The sequence below is a fragment of the Streptomyces sp. NBC_01267 genome, assembly GCF_036241575.1.
Taxonomy (GTDB): Bacteria; Actinomycetota; Actinomycetes; order Streptomycetales; family Streptomycetaceae; genus Streptomyces.
The window spans coordinates 4,333,443-4,353,524 of record NZ_CP108455.1 but is presented as its reverse complement, the minus strand read 5'-3'; the positions used below and the strand labels follow the sequence as shown (position 1 = coordinate 4,353,524).

At 69.6% G+C, this 20,082-nt stretch carries 16 protein-coding genes and 1 pseudogene; 2 read left to right on the top strand and 15 right to left on the bottom strand.

What is annotated here, in order from left to right:
- Positions 1 to 128 precede the first annotated feature (128 nt).
- The 7 genes from topA to OG709_RS19980 all read right to left on the bottom strand — a co-directional run bounded on the left by topA (position 129) and on the right by OG709_RS19980 (position 9,596).
- Entirely contained in the window at positions 129 to 2,960 is a 2,832-nt protein-coding gene (gene topA / locus OG709_RS20010; protein WP_329167255.1) for a type I DNA topoisomerase, read from the bottom strand.
- Between the two features lie 229 nt (positions 2,961 to 3,189).
- The gene (locus tag OG709_RS20005; RefSeq protein WP_250305516.1) at positions 3,190 to 3,387 is read right to left on the bottom strand and encodes a hypothetical protein; all 198 of its coding nucleotides are present in this window, start codon (positions 3,385 to 3,387) and stop codon (positions 3,190 to 3,192) included.
- Between the two features lie 160 nt (positions 3,388 to 3,547).
- A complete protein-coding gene (locus OG709_RS20000) occupies positions 3,548 to 5,053 on the bottom strand; it encodes a DUF7059 domain-containing protein (protein WP_443068547.1) in 1,506 nt (501 codons plus the stop codon).
- A gap of 145 nt (positions 5,054 to 5,198) precedes the next feature.
- Positions 5,199 to 5,771, bottom strand: a complete 573-nt coding sequence (locus OG709_RS19995) for a small secreted protein (RefSeq protein WP_250305518.1) — start codon at positions 5,769 to 5,771, stop codon at positions 5,199 to 5,201.
- A 247-nt stretch (positions 5,772 to 6,018) separates the two neighbouring features.
- Entirely contained in the window at positions 6,019 to 8,421 is a 2,403-nt protein-coding gene (locus OG709_RS19990) for a sodium-translocating pyrophosphatase (RefSeq protein ID WP_329167250.1), read from the bottom strand.
- Between the two features lie 275 nt (positions 8,422 to 8,696).
- Complete coding sequence (locus tag OG709_RS19985) at positions 8,697 to 9,158, bottom strand: ATP-binding protein (RefSeq protein ID WP_266641573.1); 462 nt, start codon at positions 9,156 to 9,158, stop codon at positions 8,697 to 8,699.
- Positions 9,159 to 9,242: 84 nt separating this feature from the next.
- On the bottom strand, positions 9,243 to 9,596 hold the full coding sequence (locus OG709_RS19980) for an STAS domain-containing protein (protein WP_003967428.1): 354 nt from the start codon (positions 9,594 to 9,596) through the stop codon (positions 9,243 to 9,245).
- Between the two features lie 80 nt (positions 9,597 to 9,676).
- Between OG709_RS19980 and OG709_RS19975 the strand changes: the two genes are divergently transcribed.
- A complete protein-coding gene (locus OG709_RS19975) occupies positions 9,677 to 12,154 on the top strand; it encodes a DEAD/DEAH box helicase (RefSeq protein WP_250305521.1) in 2,478 nt (825 codons plus the stop codon).
- A 194-nt stretch (positions 12,155 to 12,348) separates the two neighbouring features.
- On the opposite strand, the pseudogene OG709_RS36100 reads toward OG709_RS19975, so the two are convergent.
- The 7 genes and pseudogenes from OG709_RS36100 to ssd all read right to left on the bottom strand — a co-directional run.
- Positions 12,349 to 12,555, bottom strand: a pseudogene (locus OG709_RS36100) (Rv3654c family TadE-like protein); the annotation flags it as partial.
- A gap of 71 nt (positions 12,556 to 12,626) precedes the next feature.
- The gene (locus tag OG709_RS19965) at positions 12,627 to 13,226 is read right to left on the bottom strand and encodes a TadE family type IV pilus minor pilin (RefSeq protein ID WP_329167247.1); all 600 of its coding nucleotides are present in this window, start codon (positions 13,224 to 13,226) and stop codon (positions 12,627 to 12,629) included.
- Entirely contained in the window at positions 13,213 to 13,383 is a 171-nt protein-coding gene (locus OG709_RS19960) for a DUF4244 domain-containing protein (protein WP_250305596.1), read from the bottom strand. Before OG709_RS19960 ends, OG709_RS19965 begins: the two co-directional genes overlap by 14 nt.
- Positions 13,384 to 13,623: 240 nt before the next feature.
- Positions 13,624 to 14,427, bottom strand: coding sequence for a type II secretion system F family protein (locus tag OG709_RS19955; protein ID WP_329167245.1), 804 nt, complete (start codon positions 14,425 to 14,427; stop codon positions 13,624 to 13,626).
- Entirely contained in the window at positions 14,424 to 15,272 is an 849-nt protein-coding gene (locus OG709_RS19950) for a type II secretion system F family protein (RefSeq protein ID WP_443068546.1), read from the bottom strand. The genes OG709_RS19955 and OG709_RS19950 overlap by 4 nt, the downstream gene beginning before the upstream one ends.
- Positions 15,269 to 16,459 carry a TadA family conjugal transfer-associated ATPase gene (locus tag OG709_RS19945; RefSeq protein ID WP_250305523.1) on the bottom strand — a complete coding sequence of 397 codons (1,191 nt, stop codon included), beginning with the start codon at positions 16,457 to 16,459 and terminating at the stop codon, positions 15,269 to 15,271. Before OG709_RS19945 ends, OG709_RS19950 begins: the two co-directional genes overlap by 4 nt.
- Positions 16,456 to 17,559: a septum site-determining protein Ssd gene (ssd, locus tag OG709_RS19940; RefSeq protein ID WP_250305524.1), complete on the bottom strand. Its 1,104-nt coding sequence runs from the start codon at positions 17,557 to 17,559 to the stop codon at positions 16,456 to 16,458. Before ssd ends, OG709_RS19945 begins: the two co-directional genes overlap by 4 nt.
- 500 nt (positions 17,560 to 18,059) lie before the next feature.
- Here ssd and OG709_RS19935 point away from each other — a divergent pair, with 500 nt between their 5' ends.
- A complete protein-coding gene (locus OG709_RS19935; RefSeq protein ID WP_250305525.1) occupies positions 18,060 to 18,905 on the top strand; it encodes an HAD family hydrolase in 846 nt (281 codons plus the stop codon).
- Between the two features lie 320 nt (positions 18,906 to 19,225).
- On the opposite strand, the gene OG709_RS19930 is transcribed toward OG709_RS19935, so the two are convergent.
- Positions 19,226 to 19,972 (bottom strand): oxidoreductase, encoded by a 747-nt coding sequence (locus OG709_RS19930; RefSeq protein WP_329169150.1) that lies wholly within the window; start codon positions 19,970 to 19,972, stop codon positions 19,226 to 19,228.
- Between the last annotated feature and the right edge of the window lie 110 nt (positions 19,973 to 20,082).

The following is a 20,082-nucleotide window of genomic DNA, read 5'->3' as shown; positions in this document are numbered from 1 at the left end:
CCCCGGACCGGCAGCAGAACGGACGTATGCGAAGTGGCCGGTACGTTGCGCCCATTTCCCGCGCACCGTACCGGCCACCCTCCCGATTCGACCGGGCGTGTCTACTCGTCCGATTCGACCGGGGGTGTCTACTCGTCCGCTGCGGCCTTGGCAGCCGTCTTCTTGGCCGCCGTCTTCTTCGTGGTCGTCTTCTTCGCGGCCGTGGTGGTCTTCTTCGCCGCGGTCTTCTTCGCGGTCGTGGTCTTCTTGGCCGCCGTCTTCTTCGCCGGAGCCTTCTTCGCTGCCTTCTTGGCGGTCTTCTTCGCCGGGCCCTTCGCGCGCTTCTCCGCGAGCAGTTCGTAACCGCGCTCCGGAGTGATCTCCTCGACGCTGTCGTCGGTCCGCAGCGTCGCGTTGGTCTCGCCGTCCGTGACGTACGCGCCGAAGCGCCCGTCCTTGACGACCACCGGCCGCTCGCTGACCGGGTCGGTGCCCAGTTCCTTCAGCGGCGGCTTGGCCGCGGCGCGCCCGCGCTGCTTGGGCTGGGCGTAGATCGCCAGTGCCTCTTCGAGCGTGATGGCGAAGAGCTGGTCCTCGGTCTCCAGGGAGCGCGAGTCGGTGCCCTTCTTCAGGTACGGGCCGTACCGGCCGTTCTGCGCGGTGATCTCCACGCCCTCCGCGTCGGTGCCGACCACACGGGGCAGGGACATCAGCTTGAGCGCGTCGGCCAGCGTGACCGTGTCCAGGGACATCGACTTGAAGAGCGAGGCCGTCCGCGGCTTGACCGCGTTCTTGCCGGTCTTCGGCGTGCCCTCGGGCAGGATCTCGGTGACGTACGGGCCGTACCGGCCGTCCTTGGCCACGATCTGGTGACCGGACTCCGGGTCGGTGCCCAGTTCGAAGTCGCCGCTCGGCTTGGCGAGCAGTTCCTCCGCGTACTCGACGGTCAGCTCGTCGGGCGCCATGTCCTCCGGCACGTCCGCGCGCTGGTGGTTCTCGGAGTCCTTCTCACCGCGCTCGATGTACGGGCCGTACCGGCCGACGCGCAGCACGATGCCCTCGCCGACCGGGAACGACGAGATCTCCCGGGCGTCGATGGCGCCCAGGTCGGTGACGAGCTCCTTGAGCCCACCGAGGTGGTCGCCGTCGCCGTTGCCCGCCTCGGACGCGGCACCGGCCCCGGCGTCGCCCTCGCCGAAGTAGAAACGCTTCAGCCACGGCACGGACTTGGCCTCGCCCCGCGCGATGCGGTCGAGGTCGTCCTCCATCCGGGCGGTGAAGTCGTAGTCGACGAGCCGGCCGAAGTGCTTCTCGAGCAGGTTGACCACGGCGAAGGAGAGGAAGGAGGGGACCAGCGCGGTGCCCTTCTTGAAGACGTAGCCGCGGTCGAGGATCGTGCCGATGATCGACGCGTACGTCGACGGGCGGCCGATCTCGCGCTCTTCCAGCTCCTTGACCAGCGAGGCTTCGGTGTAGCGGGCCGGCGGCTTGGTGGAGTGGCCGTCGGCGGTGATCTCCTCGGCGGAGAGCGGGTCGCCCTCGGTGACCTGCGGGAGCCTGCGCTCACGGTCGTCGAGCTCGGCGTTCGGGTCGTCCGCGCCTTCGACGTACGCCTTCATGAAGCCGTGGAAGGTGATCGTCTTGCCGGACGCGGAGAACTCGGCGACCCGGCTGTCGGAGGAGGTGCCCGCGATCTTGACCGTGACGGAGTTGCCGACCGCGTCCTTCATCTGGGAGGCGACGGTCCGCTTCCAGATCAGCTCGTAGAGCCGGAACTGATCACCGGAGAGACCGGTCTCGGCAGGCGTGCGGAACCGGTCGCCCGAGGGGCGGATCGCCTCGTGCGCCTCCTGCGCGTTCTTGACCTTCCCGGCGTACGTACGCGGCTTCTCCGGCAGGTAGTCGCTGCCGTACAGCTGCGTGACCTGGGCACGGGCGGCGTTGATCGCGGTGTCGGAGAGCGTCGTGGAGTCCGTACGCATATAGGTGATGAAGCCGTTCTCGTACAGCTTCTGGGCCACCTGCATGGTCGACTTCGCACCGAATCCCAGCTTGCGGCTGGCCTCCTGCTGGAGCGTCGTCGTACGGAACGGGGCGTACGGGGAGCGGCGGTACGGCTTGGACTCGACCGAGCGCACGGCGAAGGCCGTGTCGGCCAGCGCGGCGGCGAGCGCGCGGGCGTTGGTCTCGTCGAGGTGCAGGACCTCGCTCTTGAGCTGCCCCGTGGAGTTGAAGTCGCGGCCCTGGGCGACCCGGCGGCCGTCCACCGAGTTCAGCCGGGCGACGAGGGTGGACGGGTCGGAGGCATCGCCCTGGCGGCCGGTGGAGAACGTACCGGTGAGGTCCCAGTACTCAGCTGAACGGAAAGCGATGCGCTCGCGTTCCCGCTCGACCACGAGCCGGGTGGCGACGGACTGCACGCGGCCCGCCGAGAGGCGCGGCATGACCTTCTTCCACAGGACCGGTGAGACCTCGTAGCCGTAGAGACGGTCGAGGATCCGGCGGGTTTCCTGGGCGTCGACCATGCGCTTGTTGAGCTCGCGCGGGTTGGCGACGGCGGCCTGGATCGCTTCCTTGGTGATCTCGTGGAAGACCATCCGGTGGACCGGGACCTTGGGCTTCAGGACTTCCAGCAGGTGCCACGCGATGGCTTCGCCCTCGCGGTCCTCATCGGTTGCGAGGAAAAGTTCGGTCGACTCGGCCAGCTGCTCCTTGAGCTTCTTGACCTGCGCCTTCTTGTCCGAGTTGACGACATAGACGGGCTGGAAGTCGTTCTCGACGTCCACCCCGAGGCGGCGTACCTCGCCGGTGTACTTGTCCGGTACCTCGGCGGCGCCGTTCGGGAGGTCGCGGATGTGCCCGACGCTCGCCTCGACGATGTAACCCGGGCCGAGGTAGCCCTTGATCGTCTTCGCCTTGGCGGGCGACTCGACAATGACGAGTCGGCGGCCGCCGTGTGCGGTCTCGCTGGTCGGGGACAACGTGGCTCTTCTCTCCGGTCGGCACTCGGTGGTCATGCTCGCTGCGGAGTGTGACGGTACATCCCGCCCCCGTGTCAAACGGCGAAAGCCCGCAACGGCCACTGGAACGGTAACCCGACTACCGCCATTCCTGCCGCCCGGATCGGCCCACTGCCCTTCCCCGGGCCTTTCCCCGGACCCCGGTCACGCTCCGTGTCCGCCGCGGTGGCGCCGTACGGAGCCGCTCGTCTCAGACCTGGGCGAAGCACCACACCCCGAGGCCGAGGGACACCACACCGAAGATCGCGGCCAGCGTGGCGGAACGCGTGGGGTCCGCCCCTTGCGCGACCGGCGCGCGATGGAGCACACGTACCGCCGTCCACAGCAGCAGAGCTGCTCCGAACAGTGCGAATGTCGTTCCGGCGAAGACCGCGGGCGCGCTCTCCATGTCCGTACCTCCCCCGTACCCGAGTGACCCGGATGGTCAGGGTGGTGAGGCTGGCACCCCGGGGCGACACGGGTGCGAACTACGAGTGAACACAGGTGCTCCGCACAGCGTCACGCCCCGCCGGACCCCGGTCTTCCGCTCTGCTCCCGCCCGGCGCGGATCAGGTGGACGGACCCACCGGATCCAGGAAGCCCTCCTCCACCAGCAACCGGATGGACTGCGGCGTGCGGTCCCTGAGCAGCACCGGGTCCTCACCGAGCAGTTGCGCGATGGCGTCCAGGATCTGCCCGGCGGAGAGCGTCCCGTCACAGACGCCCGCGAAGCCCGCGCCGACCGTGTCGACCTTCGTCGCCCGCCGCATGCCGCGGTTCTGGCGGAGAATCACATGCTCGGGGTCCTCCGCGCCGGGCATCCCGACCTGCTCCTGCACCACCTCGGCGGCGAGCTCGAAGCGGTCGGCGAGCAGTGCGGCGTCGTCGTGGTCGCGCAGGTAGTCCCGGCGCTCGAAGTGCGCCCGTACGGTCTCGGCGAGCGGCTGCTCGACCGGGTGCGGCCACTCCTCCACCACGATCGAGGGGCGCTCCGAGCCCGACTTGTACAGCGTGATCCAGCCGAAGCCGACGGCCTTGGTCCTGCGGGACTCGAACTCGTCCAGCCACGCCTCGTACCGTGCGGCGTACGCCTCCGGGTCCGTGCGGTGGTCACCGCTGTCCCGGAGCCAGAGTTCGGCGTACTGCGTGATGTCCTGCACCTCGCGCTGCACGATCCACGCGTCGCAGCCACGCGGCACCCAGGACCGCAGCCGGTCCTGCCACTCCTCGCCCTCCACGTGCTGCCAGTTGGCGAGGAACTGCGCGTATCCCCCCGGCTTCAGGTGCTCGCCCGCCTCGGAGACGAGCGAGCGGCAGAGATCGTCCCCGCCCATTCCGCCGTCCCGGTAGGTCAGCCGGGCTCCGGGGGAGATGACGAACGGCGGGTTGGAGACGATCAGGTCGTACGTCTCGCCGGCCACCGGCGCGAAGAGCGAGCCCTCCCGCAGATCGGCCGCGGGGGCTCCGGAGAGCGCGAGGGTGAGCCGGGTGAAGCCGAGCGCCCGGGGATTGAGGTCGGTGGCGGTCACCTCTGTGGCGTGCTGTGCGGCGTGCAGCGCCTGGATACCGGACCCGGTACCGAGATCGAGTGCTTTTCCGACAGGCGTACGGACAGTGATCCCGGCGAGTGTGGTGGACGCCCCGCCGACGCCGAGCACGACGCCTTCGTCCTGGCTGCCGATACCGCCCGCGCCGCCGACCGCGCAGCCCAGATCCGAGACGATGAACCAGTCCTCGCCCTCGGGACCGCCGTACGGCCGGATGTCCACGGTCGCCCGCACGTCGTCGCCCGCACGCACCACCCAGCCGTCGGCGACGCACTCCTCCAGGGGCAGCGCCGCGGCGGCCCGCTCGGCGGGAACGGGCCGCTGCAGCAGGAAGAGCCGCACCAGGGTCTCCAGTGCGGTCCGGCCGCGCGTGGCGCGCAGGGCGGGCACCGTCTCGCTGCGGGCCAGCGCGGCATACGCGGGCGCGCCGAGCAGGTCGAGCAGGCCGTCGGCGGTGAAGTCCGCGGCGAGCAGGGCCTCGCGGATCTGGGGCGAACGGTCGGGCGCGGGAAGACTGGTCGTACTCACCCGCCCATTGTGGCGGTCGCCACTGACAACAGCAGCACGGCCCGGCATCCGCGCGGGACACCGGGCCGCTGCGGTCCGGACGGGACTTCCACTGCGGGCGCTACGCCTTGGTCGGTGCGCCCTACGCCTCGGTCTGCCGCGGACGCTACGCCTTGGAAGGGGCGACCGTGGGCGACGGCGAGGACGTCGCGACCTTGCACGCGTCCTGGCTGAGCAGCGCCTTACCGGTGTCGCCGGAGAAGAGCTTCTTGTACGCCGTCTCGTTGATCTTCTTCATGTCCTCGCCGATGGCCTTGAGGCCGTCGGAGAACTTCTGCTGGTCCTTCACGTCCAGCGCGTCGACCTGCTTCTTCAGGTCCGCGTACGCCTTCGAGTTGGCGTTCAGCTCGGTGATGGCGTTCTGCTGGATCGTCTTCCCGTCGTCGCCGGGCGGCGGGCCGGTCTTCTTGAGGGCGGCGGCGATGGCCGCGTCGGCCTCCGACAGATCCTGGAACGCGGCCGAGTCGGCCTTCTGGATGTCCGCGGGCTTGCCGTCCGCCGCAACAGCGGTGATCTGCTGGTTGGCCTTGTTGATCTTCGCCAGCTGAGGCCCGATCTGAACGCAGAGCGTCTTGGCCCAGTCGTTCGTCTTGTTGTCGTTGCTGCTGTCACTGCAGCCCGACAACGCCACTACCAGTACCGCACCGCCGGACAGTGCGGCCGCAAGCTTCTTGTTCACCGGATTGGTCCCTTCCAAGGCTCTCGGCCCCGGAACATACACGCCAAGTGGGCGACATTCGCGTGTCGTGCGCCCGAATTATGGCTTATTGAAGCCATTTGCACCAAGACGGCGAGAGAGACAAGACTCACGGGCGCCGGGCCCCCGACAGGACAGCCCGAGAGCACAGCCCGAGAGGGCAGAGGGGCGGACGGCGCGTCAGCTCGCGTCGCCCGCACCCTCCCTGACGGCTCCTCAGCGAATGGTGTCAGGTGACCACTGCCGGGCCGGCCTGCTCACCGGCGCCCGTGGACTCACCTGCCTCGCCGTCCTCGCCCACCACGATGCCGCGCCGTTTGGACACGTACACCGCGCCGACGATCACCAGGATCGCGATCGTCGCCACCACGGCACGCACCCCGGCACTCGCGTGGTCGCCGTAGCTGAACTTCACCACCGCGGGCGCGATCAGCAGCGCCACCAGGTTCATCACCTTGAGCAGCGGGTTGATCGCCGGGCCCGCGGTGTCCTTGAACGGGTCACCGACCGTGTCCCCGATGACCGTCGCGGCATGGGCATCGCTGCCCTTTCCTCCGTGGTGGCCGTCCTCGACGAGTTTCTTCGCGTTGTCCCACGCGCCCCCCGAGTTGGCCAGGAAGACGGCCATCAGGGTGCCCGCCCCGATCGCCCCCGCGAGGAACGAGCCGAGTGCGCCCACGCCGAGCGTGAAGCCCACCGCGATGGGCGCCATCACGGCCAGCAGACCGGGCGTGGTCAGCTCGCGCAGCGCGTCCTTGGTGCAGATGTCGACCACCCGGCCGTACTCCGGCATCTCTGTGTGGTCCATGATCCCGGGGTGCTCGCGGAACTGCCGCCGCACCTCGTAGACCACGGCTCCGGCCGAGCGCGAGACCGCGTTGATCGCCAGCCCGGAGAAGAGGAAGACGACCGCCGCGCCGAACATCAGGCCCACCAGATTGTTGGGCTGCGAGATGTCCATGTTCAGACCCAGTTCGCCCGCCCTGGCATGGACGTCGTCGACGGCGGTGGCGATCGCGTCGCGGTACGAACCGAAGAGGGCCGAGGCCGCGAGCACCGCCGTGGCGATGGCGATGCCCTTGGTGATGGCCTTGGTGGTGTTGCCCACCGCGTCCAGGTCGGTGAGCACCTGGGCGCCCGCGCCTTCGACGTCACCGGACATCTCGGCGATGCCCTGAGCGTTGTCGGACACCGGTCCGAAGGTGTCCATGGCGACGATCACACCGACGGTGGTGAGCAGCCCGGTGCCCGCGAGGGCCACCGCGAAGAGGGCGAGCATGACCGACGTACCGCCCAGCAGGAACGCCCCGTAGACGCCGAGTCCGATGAGCAGCGCGGTGTAGACGGCGGATTCCAGCCCGATGGAGATACCGGCCAGAACGACGGTCGCGGCTCCGGTCAGCGAGGACTTGCCGATGTCCCGGACCGGGCGGCGGCTGGTCTCGGTGAAGTACCCGGTCAGTTGCTGGATGAGCGCGGCCATGACGATGCCGATGGCGACCGCGACCAGCGCCAGGACCCTCGGGTCACCGCTGTGCCCGCTGATGGTGGTGTCGGTGACCCCGTCCAGGTCCCCGTAGGACGAGGGCAGATAGACGTACACCGCGACGGCCACCAGGATCAGGGAGATCACCGCGGAGATGAAGAACCCGCGGTTGATGGCCGACATCCCGCTGCGGTCAGCGCGCCGCGGGGCGACCGCGAAGATGCCGATCATCGCGGTGACCACGCCGATCGCCGGAACGATCAGAGGGAAGGCGAGGCCGAAATTCCCGAAGGCGGCCTTGCCGAGGATGAGTGCGGCGACGAGTGTCACGGCGTAGGACTCGAAGAGGTCGGCCGCCATGCCCGCGCAGTCGCCGACGTTGTCGCCCACGTTGTCGGCGATGGTCGCGGCGTTGCGCGGGTCGTCCTCCGGAATGCCCTGCTCGACCTTGCCGACCAGGTCGGCTCCGACATCGGCGGCTTTGGTGAAGATGCCGCCGCCGACGCGCATGAACATGGCGATCAGCGCGGCTCCCAGGCCGAAACCCTCCAGCACTTTCGGGGCGTCGGCGGCGTAGACGAGGACGACGCAGGAGGCACCGAGCAGGCCGAGGCCCACCGTGAACATGCCCACGACGCCGCCCGTCCGGAAAGCGATCTTCATTGCCTTGTGCGAGACAGTGGTGAGATCCTTTTCTTCCTCACCCTCTGCCGGAGTCGCTTCTCGTGCGGCTGCCGCGACCCGCACATTCGCCCGTACGGCAAGACGCATCCCGATGTATCCGGTGGTCGCCGAGAAAAGCGCACCGACCAGGAAGAATGCGGAACGTCCCGCGCGCTGCGACCAGTTGTCGGCGGGAAGCAGGAAGAGCAGGAAGAACACGACGACGGCGAAGGTGCCGAGAGTGCGCAACTGCCTTCCGAGATAGGCATTCGCGCCTTCCTGCACGGCTGCCGCGATCTGCTTCATGGAGTCGGTGCCCTCACCGGCGGCCAGTACCTGACGTACCAGCAGCTGGGCGACGAGCAGGGCCGCCAGCGCCACCACGGCGATGACGATCACGATGATCCGGTTGCCGTCGGTGAGTGCCGCGGCTGCGAGTGAGGTGGTGTGTTCGGACTGCTGTGGGTCGAAGAACCCCGCCATTCGTCCTCCTTGATGCTCAGAGCTCAAGATGTGGACGGATTCTAAGGAGAGGATCCTGATCAAAAAAGGGCGCGGCAAACCGAATTGACCTTCGCCTGAATAAACCCGATCAGCGTCAGTAATGGCGCAGAAGCATTGATCGACGATTCAAACGATCGCGAGAAAAGAAAAAGGCCCTGCTCAGCAGGGCCGTTAAATCATCAGGACGGATAAAGGGGATCAAGAAAAACGGAGAGGGAGATCAAGAAACGCCCACGCGTTTCAGGAATTCCTGATCACGCCTCCTCCGTCGCCGAGGCCGTCGGCCAGGTCATCCGGATGACTCCTCCGGACTCGCCCGTGGTCACTTCCACGTCGTCGACGAGACCACTGATGACCGCGAGGCCCATCTCGTCCTCACCGTCCGTGGACACGTCGAAGGACGGGTCGGCGCCCCCCGCGGCCGAAGCGTCGCGCGCCCCGGAACCCGCGGAGGCACCACCCGCTGTCGGCACCTCGTCCCCGACCTCGATGGAGAACGACTTCTCCTCCTCGGTCAGTACGACCCGGATCGGGGCGTCGATGCCATTTCCGCGGTGCATACCCACCGCACGGGAGCACGCCTCGCCGACCGCGAGCCGCACTTCGTCCAGCACGGCCTCATCGACCCCGGCCCTGCGTGCCACGGCGGCTGCCACCAGGCGGGCCGTTCTGACATGTTCGGGCTGGGCGCTGAAACGGAGTTCAACGGTGGCCATGCGATCCCCCTCAGAGGTACGGGCGTGCTTCTCCGGGATACCGGGCTGGGAGCCCGGTACCCCTGCGTTCTTCCTCCGGCGCCGTCAGTCGGTTGCCGCGACGGCTTCGTCGACCGTGGTGTGAATGGGAAACACCTTGGTCAGACCGGTGATACGGAAGATCTTGAGAATGCGCTCCTGGTTGCAGACCAGGCGCAGCGAGCCCTCATGGGCACGCACGCGCTTCAGGCCGCCGACGAGCACGCCGAGTCCGGTGGAGTCGAGGAAGTCCACGCCCTCCATGTCGACGACCAGGTGATAACTGCCGTCGTTCACCAACTCGACCAACTGCTCGCGCAGCTTGGGCGCGGTATATACATCAATCTCGCCACCGACCTCGACGACCGTACGGTCGCCACCAGGCCCGGACACATTGCGAGTCGACAGGGACAGGTCCACGGATCCTCCAGCACCTTGCTATCGAGCGGCCGCACCCTGTGGTCTCCCCGGCGGAGCCAGGGAACGGATCGCCAGCCGCGATGGCATTCAATCACTTACCAGCAGCCATGCACGACGCCTTGAGCCCATTGTCCGTCATGCCAGTGACACACTCGGTGCCGATGGCCAAGAATCACCGCTCCAGGCGACCCACCGGGGACACGGGTGTACGACCCGATCCCCGGGAGGTCCTCGACCGTCTCTCCGCAGGGCAGAGCCGGGCTTCGCGCATCACTCATACGGAGCACTTGCCCCCGCGTGCGGGACGTCATGCCGTCTGGCCCGATCGCATCCGACCGGAAGTGATCGCCGCCATTCAGGCGCGTGGCATCGAACACCCGTGGGCCCATCAGGCCGTCGCGGCCGAACACGCACTCGACGGCGAGTCTGTGATCATCGCCACGGGTACTGCTTCGGGCAAATCGCTTGCCTATCTCGCGCCGGTGCTCTCCACCCTCCTCGACGGCTCGGAGGCCCCCAACGGCCGCGGCGCGACCGCGCTCTACCTCGCCCCCACGAAGGCCCTCGCGGCCGACCAGCGGCGCGCTTTCAAGGAGCTCGCGGCACCGCTCGGCCACGGCATCAGACCCGCCGTGTACGACGGGGACACGCCCGTCGAAGAACGCGAATGGGTACGTCAGTTCGCCAACTACGTCCTCACCAATCCGGACATGCTGCACCGCGGAATCCTGCCCTCCCATCCGCGCTGGGCCTCCTTCCTGCGCGCCCTGCGCTTCGTGGTCATCGACGAGTGCCACACCTACCGGGGCGTCTTCGGTTCGCACGTCGCCCAGGTGGTCCGCCGGCTGCGCCGCCTCTGCGCCCGCTACGGCGCCGATCCCGTCTTCCTGCTCGCCTCGGCCACCGCCGCCGAGCCCGCCGTGGCCGCGGGCCGCCTCACCGGCCTGCCGGTCCACGAGGTGGCCGACGATGCCTCTCCGCGCGGCGAACTGGTCTTCGCCCTCTGGGAACCTCCACTCACCGAGTTGCACGGCGAACAGGGCGCACCCGTACGCCGTACCGCCACCGCCGAAACCGCCGACCTCCTGACCGACCTGACCGTGCAGGGCGTGCGCTCGGTAGCCTTCGTACGCTCCCGGCGCGGCGCCGAACTCATCGCCCTCATCGCCCAGGAACGCCTCGCCGGGATCGACCGCTCGCTCGCCGGCCGGGTCGCCGCCTACCGGGGCGGCTACCTCCCCGAGGAGCGTCGCGCCCTCGAAGCCGCCCTGCACTCCGGCGAGCTCCTCGGCCTCGCGGCCACCACGGCCCTGGAGCTCGGCATCGACGTCTCCGGTCTCGATGCCGTCGTCATCGCCGGCTATCCGGGCACCCGGGCATCGCTCTGGCAGCAGGCAGGCCGCGCGGGACGCTCGGGAAGAGGCGCACTCGCCGTTCTGGTGGCCCGTGACGACCCACTGGACACCTACCTGGTGCACCACCCTGACGCGCTGTTCAAACAGCCTGTGGAGACCACCGTCCTGGACCCCGACAACCCGTACGTCCTCGCCCCTCATCTGTGCGCGGCAGCGGCGGAACTGCCGCTCACAGAATCCGATCTGGAACTCTTCGGACCGGCGACCGCCGGGCTCATGCCGCAGCTGGAGACCGCGAAGCTCCTGCGCCGGCGGGGAAAGTCCTGGTACTGGACCCGGCGGGAGCGGGCCGCCGAACTAACCGATATCCGGGGCGAAGGCGGCAGTCCCGTGCAGATCGTCGAGGCGGGGACCGGGCGGCTGCTCGGCACGGTCGACGAAGCGGCTGCCCACACCGCCGTCCACGACGGCGCTGTCCACCTCCACCAGGGACGCACCTATCTGGTGAAGCACCTGGACCTGGAGGATTCGGCCGCCCTCGTCGAGGAGGCCAGTCCGCCGTACTCGACCACCGCACGGGACACGACCGCGATCTCCGTCCTGGAGACCGACACCGAAATCCCGTGGGGTTCCGGGCGGCTCTGTTACGGCTCCGTCGAGGTCACCAACCAGGTCGTCTCCTTCCTGCGCCGCAGACTCATCACCGGTGAGGTGCTCGGCGAGTCGAAGCTCGATCTGCCACCGCGCACTCTGCGCACCCGAGCGGTGTGGTGGACGGTCACCGAGGACCAGCTCGATGCCGCACGCGTCAACCCGGAACAGCTGGCCGGAGCCCTGCACGCCGCCGAGCACGCCTCCATCGGAATGCTGCCTCTCTTCGCCACCTGCGACCGCTGGGACATCGGCGGCGTCTCCATTCCGCTGCACCCGGACACCCTGTTGCCCACGGTTTTCGTGTACGACGGCCACCCCGGCGGGGCGGGCTTCGCCGAACGGGCCTTCCACACGGCCCGTGAGTGGCTCACAGCGACCCGCGAGGCCATCGCCTCCTGCGAGTGCGACGCGGGCTGCCCCTCCTGCATCCAGTCCCCCAAGTGCGGCAACGGCAACGACCCGTTGCACAAGCGGGGCGCCGTACGCCTGCTCGCGGAACTCCTCCGGGACGCCCCTGGCGAACAGGCCGGGGAATCTGCCGCCCAATAGACCGAACGGGTGAATACGCCGGAGGCGGGGGCTGCTTCCCGCACGGGCCCTGCTTCGGCGCCCGGGTCCACCCGGCCGTCCGGACCCGGAGGCCCCTCCGGAGCCTCCGGTGCCCCTCCGTCCGCCGCATCCGGCGGGCCGGCCCGTGCCCTGATCTCCGGCGTGTACAGACCGAAGCGCGCCTGCGCCGTCACATCGGCGATCTCGCCGTTCACCGCACAGCGCACCACGCGGGCCCCCTGCGCCGCGGCCACCTTCACCGCCGCGCCGCAGGCGGAGGCCTGGCCGAGCAGTGCCCGGTCGGCAGCGGCCAGGGCGGCCAAATCCGCTGCACCACCTGCCCGGTGACGGGCAGCCACGGCCTGTCCCATCGCGAGCAGAGCGGCGAACACCACGCACATCGAAGCCGTCGCCATGGCCGCCCACACCGTCGCGAAGCCCTGATCGCCGCACGGGCCCCTGCACAGCCGCCTCACCTCCTCACCCCCGCTCCGGAGTACGTTCGCGCCCACAGCACGGCCGGAGGCCCCGCCCCAGCCTGCTCCGGGGCCCACGGCGTGCGCTGCGGCCGTACCCGGGCCCGCGCGCTCTGCTCCGACGGATTCGCCTTGCTGTCCGGTTCGCCTCCCTCGTCTCCGGGTTTGCCCGCGCTGTCCCTGACCCCTGGTGTGCCTCCCTCGCGCTTCGTCCCGCCGCTGTCCTTCGCCCCGCCGTCGCCGGTTGCCCCCACCTCGTCCTCGGCAAGCGCCGCAGCGTCCGCCTCCAGCGTCAGTGCGAGCGCATCCGGCCCCGGCATCGGAGCTCTCACCCGGACCTGCCACAGCTCCCCCGACCGTCCCAGCGTGATGCGCGCTCCGCGCGGGGCTGCCGACCGTGCCACGGCCAGCGCGGCAGTCTGTGGCTCCGACCTGGCGGCGGCACGTGCGCCCGCTCTCGCCGCGTCCACACACCGAATCTGCGCGGATGCCGCTGTCAGGGCCCAGACCAACGCCATCGTGAAGAGCACCAGGGCCGGAATCACCATGGCCGCCTCGGCCGACACCGACCCCCTGTCGGCCTCAGAACTTCGCATTGAGCGCCTTCTCGACCACCGATTGCAGTGCGGCGGCGACCGGCCCACTGGTGACCACCTTGTAGAGCACGGCTGCGAACGCACACGCCGCGATCGTTCCCACCGCGTACTCGGACGTGGACATCCCTGCGTCCCTGCCTGCCCCACACCTCAGCATGCGCACCCGTGCCCGCGTCCAGTTCCGTACCTGCAGCACGCCCGGCGCACTCAGCGTGTTCCGCAAGATCTGTACATTCCACATCTCAACCCCCGTGTTCGTTCACGTTGTTTGCGCGCTCGTGTCGCTCGCACGACGCGCACCATTCGTTGGCTCATGGCTCATGGCTCGTGACCTCGGCTCATGGCTCATGGCTCGTGACCTCGGGCTCCTGGCTTCGGCCGGCTCGCCTGGCATCGGTCAGTTCGCCATGAGCAGGTGGTTCGCCAGTCCGATCACCACCGGCACCACTCCGACTGCCAGAAACGCGGGCAGGAAGCAGAGACCCACCGGTCCGGTGATCAGTACCCCGGCGCGTCCCGCCCGGTCCTTGGCGGCTCTGGCCCGTTGGGCCCGGAGCCCCGCCGCGAGCCGGGCCACCGGATCGGCGGCCGGGGCGCCGGTCGACGCGGCCCGCTCCAGACAGCGGGCCAGACCGGCTGCTCCCGGTATCGAGCCGAACCGCCCCCAGGCCGCCACCGGTTCGCCACCGAGTCGCAGTTCTGCCGCTGTCCGGGCCAACGCATCACCGACCGGGCCCCCCAGGGATTCCCCGACCGCCTCCGCAGCCTCCCGAGGCCCCGCACCGGACAAGATGCATGCCGTCAGCAACTCGGCGGCAAGCGGCAGTTCCCGTGTCACCGCCTTCACCAGGGCGTCGTCGGGCCCGGACGGTGTCCGACTTTGCTGCCAGCGCCGCACCCCGTACCCCGCAGCAAGACCGACCCCGAAGCCTGTCCATCCGCCGACCAGTACGCACCCGACGGCAACCGCACCCAGCGGTCCGCCCCAGCGGCCGGCCCACGCCCCGTACTCCGGCCGTTTCCGCGGTGGACCTGACTCCACGGGCAGCAGCGCGGCTGCCCGTCGGCGCGACCGGCGTTCATGTCTCCGCTCGACGCAGACAAAGGCAAGCCGGACAGCTGCCACCGCACACAGCGCCACCCCCAGGCTGTGGACAACATCGACGGCCAGGGCGGAACCTGTCGCCGCACCGCCGGTCATGCGTCCTCCCCGGCCCGCACGATCCGCCCGGCCCAGAAGATTCCCGCGCCTTCCAGCACTCCGCCCGCCAGCAGACAGCAGAGCCCTGCGGGGGTGTGCAGCAAAGTCCACAGCGGGTCGGCTCCGAGCGCGGTTCCAAGGAGCAGGCCGCCGATCGGGAGCAGCGCGAGGACCAGCACCGTCGAGCGCGCACCGGCCAGCTCGGCCCGCAGGTCGGCCCGTTGGTCCCGTTCGGCTCGCAGCGCCCCTTCCAGGCCGTCGAGTCCGGTCGCCAGCCCCGCGCCACCGTCCACCGACACCCGCCAGCAAGCCGCCACTCCGACCAAGCCGCCGGCTCCGGGCTCCCGCGCCGCCCGGCGTAACGCTTCGGGCACATCGCCGCCGAACCTCGCTGCCGCCAGCACCGCGGCCTCTGCCCCGCCCAGAGCCCCCGCCCCCCGGCCGGCAGCCAGTAGCGCCTCCCCCGGCTGCCTCCCAGCCCTCAGCTCACCGGCGACAGACCCGCACATCGCAATCACCGCATCGGTCCGCCGCAACCGCTCCCGTGCCTGTGCTGCGGCCCGCAATCGCCGTCCCAGCAGCGGGATCGCCAGGACCCCCGCCAGGAGCGGCAGCACCGAACTGCCCAGGACGGCGATCACCCCGGCCACCGGCAGACAGAGCCACTCGCGCCTCAGCCGACCGCGCATCCTTCTCCACAGCGAGCCTGCCCACAGCGGTGCGCGCGCCTCTGCACTGCCCGCAAAAAGCAGCCGTCCCCTGCGCAGCCCGCGCTCCTGTGCCGCCAGCAGCAGCCACAGTGCGGCGCATGTGAAGAGCACCGCCAGGGAGGCCGGGGAACTCACGGCCCACCCCCGATCATCGACCGCAGCCGGGCCCAGCCCGGCCCTTGGGTAAAGCCCTCCATGCCCCAGCGCAGCGCGGGCACGGTCACCACCAGACCTGCCGGGTCCCGCTCCAGCACATGCATCTCGGCGACTCTGCGCCGCCCGCCCCGGTCCCGGACAAGATGCACCACCACTGCCAGCGCAGCAGCCAACTGGCTGTGCAGTGCTGCCCGGTCGAGCCCCGCGGCCGTCCCCAGAGCCTCAAGACGCGCCGGTACATCCACGGCGGCATTGGCATGAACCGTCCCGCAGCCACCTTCGTGTCCGGTGTTCAGCGCGGCCAGCAGTTCAGTGACCTCCGCCCCTCGCACCTCACCCACCACCAGCCGGTCGGGACGCATCCGCAGGGCCTGGCGCACCAGGTCCTGCAGAGTCACCCGGCCCGCACCCTCCTGGTTCGGCGGCCGGGACTCCAACCGCACCACGTGCGGATGTTCGGGCCGCAGTTCCGAGGAGTCCTCGGCCAGCACAATCCGCTCAGCAGGCCCCACCAACCCCAGTAGGGACGACAGAAGCGTCGTCTTTCCCGTCCCGGTCCCACCGCTGACCAGAAAGGACAGCCGGGCGTCGATCAGCGCCCGCAGCACCTGGTCGCCGCCCGGCGGGACCGTGCCCGCCGCCACCAGTTCCTCCAGTGCGAAGGCCTTCGGCCGCACCACCCGCAGCGAGAGGCAGGTCGATCCGACGGCCACCGGCTCCAGCACCGCATGCATCCGTGTCCCGTCAGGCAATCGCGCGTCCACCCATGGCCGGGCGTCGTCGAGCCGCCGTCCTGCCACCGCCGCGAGCCGTTGCGCCAGCCTGCGCACCGCGGCGGTGTCGGGGAAGACGACATCTGTCAGTTCGAGTCCGCATCCACGGTCCACCCACACCCGGTCAGGAGCGGCCACCAGCACATCGGTCACCGCGGGATCGGCGAGCAGAGCCTCCAGCCGCCCCGAACCCACCAGCTCCGAGCGCAACTCCTCCGCCGCCCCCAGCACTTCGGTGTCTCCGAGCAGGCGCCCCTGGGCGCGCAGCGCCGCTGCCACCCGAGCGGGGGTCGGTTCCGCGCCGCTCTCCGCGAGCCGCTGCCGCACGGCGTCGAGGAGGGGCGGGGAGCCTCCCGCGAACTGCGTTCCGCCGGAAGTAGCCAGCGCGTTCATGAGACACCTCCCCCGGCCAGCGCCTGCTCCCAGAACGCGGTACAGAACTTGGCCAGCGGCCCCCGCGTCCGGCTGCCCGGCGGCGTGCCGCCGGTCTGTGCTTCGAGCAGCCCTTCCTCCACGGGCAGTTCACCCACGAGGGGGAGATCCAGTGCCCGAGCCACCCATTCGCCGTCCAGACCGGATGCGTACGGCCCCCGCACCACCGCTCGCAGATCCTGGAGAACCATGCCCGCCATCGAGGCCACTCTCGCCGCCGCCGCGACGGCCCGGAGCTCCCCCGGCACCACCAGCAGCCCGAGATCGAGCTGGGCCAGGGCCTCGGCAGCCCCCTCGTCCACCCGCCGGGGCAGATCGACGACGACTACGCCTCCTCCCCGGCGCGCTGCAGCCAGCACGGCCCGCATCGCCTCGGGCGCGATCACCACCGCATCGGACCTGTCCCAGCTGAGGACCTTCAGCCCATGCAGTTCCGGAAGGGATTCCTCCAGTGCGCTCCCTCCGACCCGCCCTTTCGAACGGGCGAAATCCGGCCACCGTCTGCCCGCCGTGTGCTCGCCACCGAGCAACACATCGAGCCCACCGCCCAGTGGGTCGCCGTCGATGAGCACGGTGCGCTGTCCGCTCCGGGCCGCGGTGAGCGCCAGCGCACATGCCAGGGTCGATGCCCCGGCCCCGCCCCGCCCACCGATCACCCCGACGGTCAGCGCCTGCTGTCCGACCCCTTCGGACACATCGGCAATGCGCTCGACGAGCCAGCCCTCGGCGTCGGGCAGGCGCAGTACATGGTCGGCGCCGATCTCGACGGCACGCTGCCAGACGGCAGGATCGTCCTGGTCCTTCCCGACGAGGTACACGCCCGCCCTCCTGGCGCTCCCCCGGACACGGGCCGCCGCATCGTCCCCGACGAGGATCAGTGGTGCACTCTCCCAGCTGCCCTTGCGGTCGGGCACGCCGTGATGAACCTCCGGCTCGGCCCCCGCCGCAGCGCACAGCCGCAGCAGATCGTCGAGCAGCGCCGCGTCCTCGGTGACAATCAGCGGTCCGCCCCGTCGCTGCCCGGCGACCGGCAGCCGGTCGGGTGTGCTGGATCCAGCCACGTTCTTCCGCCCCCTCTCAGAGTGATTCCTACGAGCCGCGAAGCCGCATCGGACAAGCCGCCGACTTCGCGTTGGGAATCACCGTGCAGGGATCCGGGAAATTGAGTGGATCTTGCTTCAAAACTGTGGGCAACTCACCGGTTGTGAATATCTCCGCCACTCTTATCGGTGACTTCCGGAGAGGAGTGCAACCACTACACAGCGTGACGCGTATCTCTGGTGCAAGGCCGTTGCAGCCGAGCAAGGGAGAGGGCCGGAGATGAACACCGAACAGCTGGGGAGCCGGAGGGCTCAACCGAAAACGTGTCCGGACATGCGACGACCCCAGCCGGGGGGGAGAGCTGGGGTCGTCCCCACGTCCGACTCGGGGGGGGGAGGAGCCGGACGGGGATAACACGGTCGCGAACGATCCGTGACTTCCATGGTGTACCCGAGAGCCTTCTCAGGCAAACCCACGCGCCGCCGCGTAAGCCGAATGGCGGGCACCTATGCTCTGAGTTGTGGAAAACCACTCCTCGCCTCGTACCGCTGCCTTCTTTGACCTCGACAAGACAGTCATCGCCAAGTCATCGACGCTGACCTTCAGCAAGTCGTTCTATCAAGGCGGCCTGATCAACCGCCGCGCCGTGCTGCGTACCGCATATGCCCAGTTCGTCTTCCTCGCAGGCGGTGCCGATCATGACCAGATGGAGCGGATGCGCGAGTACCTCTCCGCGCTCTGCAAGGGCTGGAACGTCCAGCAGGTAAGGGAGATCGTCGCCGAGACCCTGCACGATCTGATCGACCCGATCATTTACGACGAAGCCGCATCCCTCATCGAGGAACACCACACCGCAGGCCGCGACGTAGTGATCGTCTCCACCTCCGGAGCAGAGGTCGTCGAGCCGATCGGCGAGCTTCTCGGCGCCGACCGGGTGGTCGCCACTCGCATGGTCGTCGGCGCGGACGGCTGCTTCACCGGAGAGGTGGAGTACTACGCGTACGGGCCCACCAAGGCCGAGGCCGTCAAGGAACTGGCGGCTTCCGAGGGGTACGACCTGGCGCGCTGTTACGCGTACAGCGATTCAGCGACCGATGTGCCGATGCTCGAATCGGTCGGCCACCCTTATGCGGTCAATCCGGACCGGGCGCTTCGTCGCGAGGCGGTCGCACGGGAGTGGCCGGTTCTCGTCTTCAATCGGCCGGTCCGGCTGAAGCAGCGACTGCCCGCACTGCGGATGCCCCCCAGGCCCGCCCTGGTCGCGGCTGCCGCGGTCGGAGCGGCGGCGGCCACGGCCGGTCTGGTCTGGTACGTCAACAGGGGCAGCCGGGCCGGTCGTCGAGGCGACCCCTTTGCCCCGGTTTGATCAGAAAAAGTAAAGAACTGAGGTAAGGGCTTCCGCTCACCCCACGACAGGAGTACAAAGGAGTCAACGGCCCGCGAGACCAAGGACATCCGAGAGGATCACCTGAAACCGCATGCAGGCCCCACGGACCGAGCATGGAAGCTGAGCACCCACGCGACGTCGACCCGTCGATTACGGGCCAGCCGCACCAGGCAACGGGCCAAGTTCCCGGCCTGATGGGCAATATTCGAGGACGCTTGGTAACCCGGCAGACATGCCAGCGGCGGTACCGATCGGTACCGCCGCCTTTGTCTGCCCGTCCGGCAGTCCCGGGGCTCCGGTCAGGCCGCTCCGCGCTGGAGGGCCTCGCAGACGGCCGTCGATTCCCGTACACCCAGCTCCACCGCGCGGCCACAGTGCGCGATCCACGCGGCCATGCCTTCCGGCGTACCTGACGCGTAGCCGTCCAGAGCCGCGACGTAGGCCGCCCGCCCCAGCTCCGCGTGACCGACCTCGGCCGGGCAGATGGATTTGGGATCGAGTCCGCTGTTGATCAGCACGACCCGCTCGGCCGCCCTGGCGACCAGACCGTTGTACGAACCGAACGGCCGCAGCGCTATCAGTTCGCCGTGCACCACCGCCGCCGTCACCAGCGCGGGAGCCGCACTGCCCGCGATGACCAGCTGCGAAAGCCCGTCGAGTCGCGCCGCCACCTCGTCGGCACCGGGCAGCGGAAGCTCGATCAACGGCTCGTCCGCCGTCTCTCCCGCCAACCGCGGCCGGCCGACCGCATCACCGGAATCAGCCGCAGCCACCAGGTGCAGCCGGGCCAGCACCCGCAGCGGCGACTGGCGCCAGACGGACAGCAGCTGACCCGCTTCGGCGGACAGCCGCAGGGCCGCACCGACCGTACGGGCTTCAGGATCACCACTGAAGTCGGTACGTCGGCGCACTTCCTCCAGCGCCCAGTCCGCCCCCGCCAGCGCGGCCGAACCGCGCGACGCGCGCAGCGCGGCCTCCGCCGTGACCTCGGTGCTGCGCCGTCGCATGACGCGGTGACCGTAGACCCGGTCCACCGCTTTGCGCACGGAGTCCACAGCATCGCCGACACCCGGCAGCTGGCCCAGTGCGGCAAGGGGATCTGAGTGATCTGGGGGAGTCGCCGGGGCTCCGGCGGACGCCTTCCGGGAGAACGCAG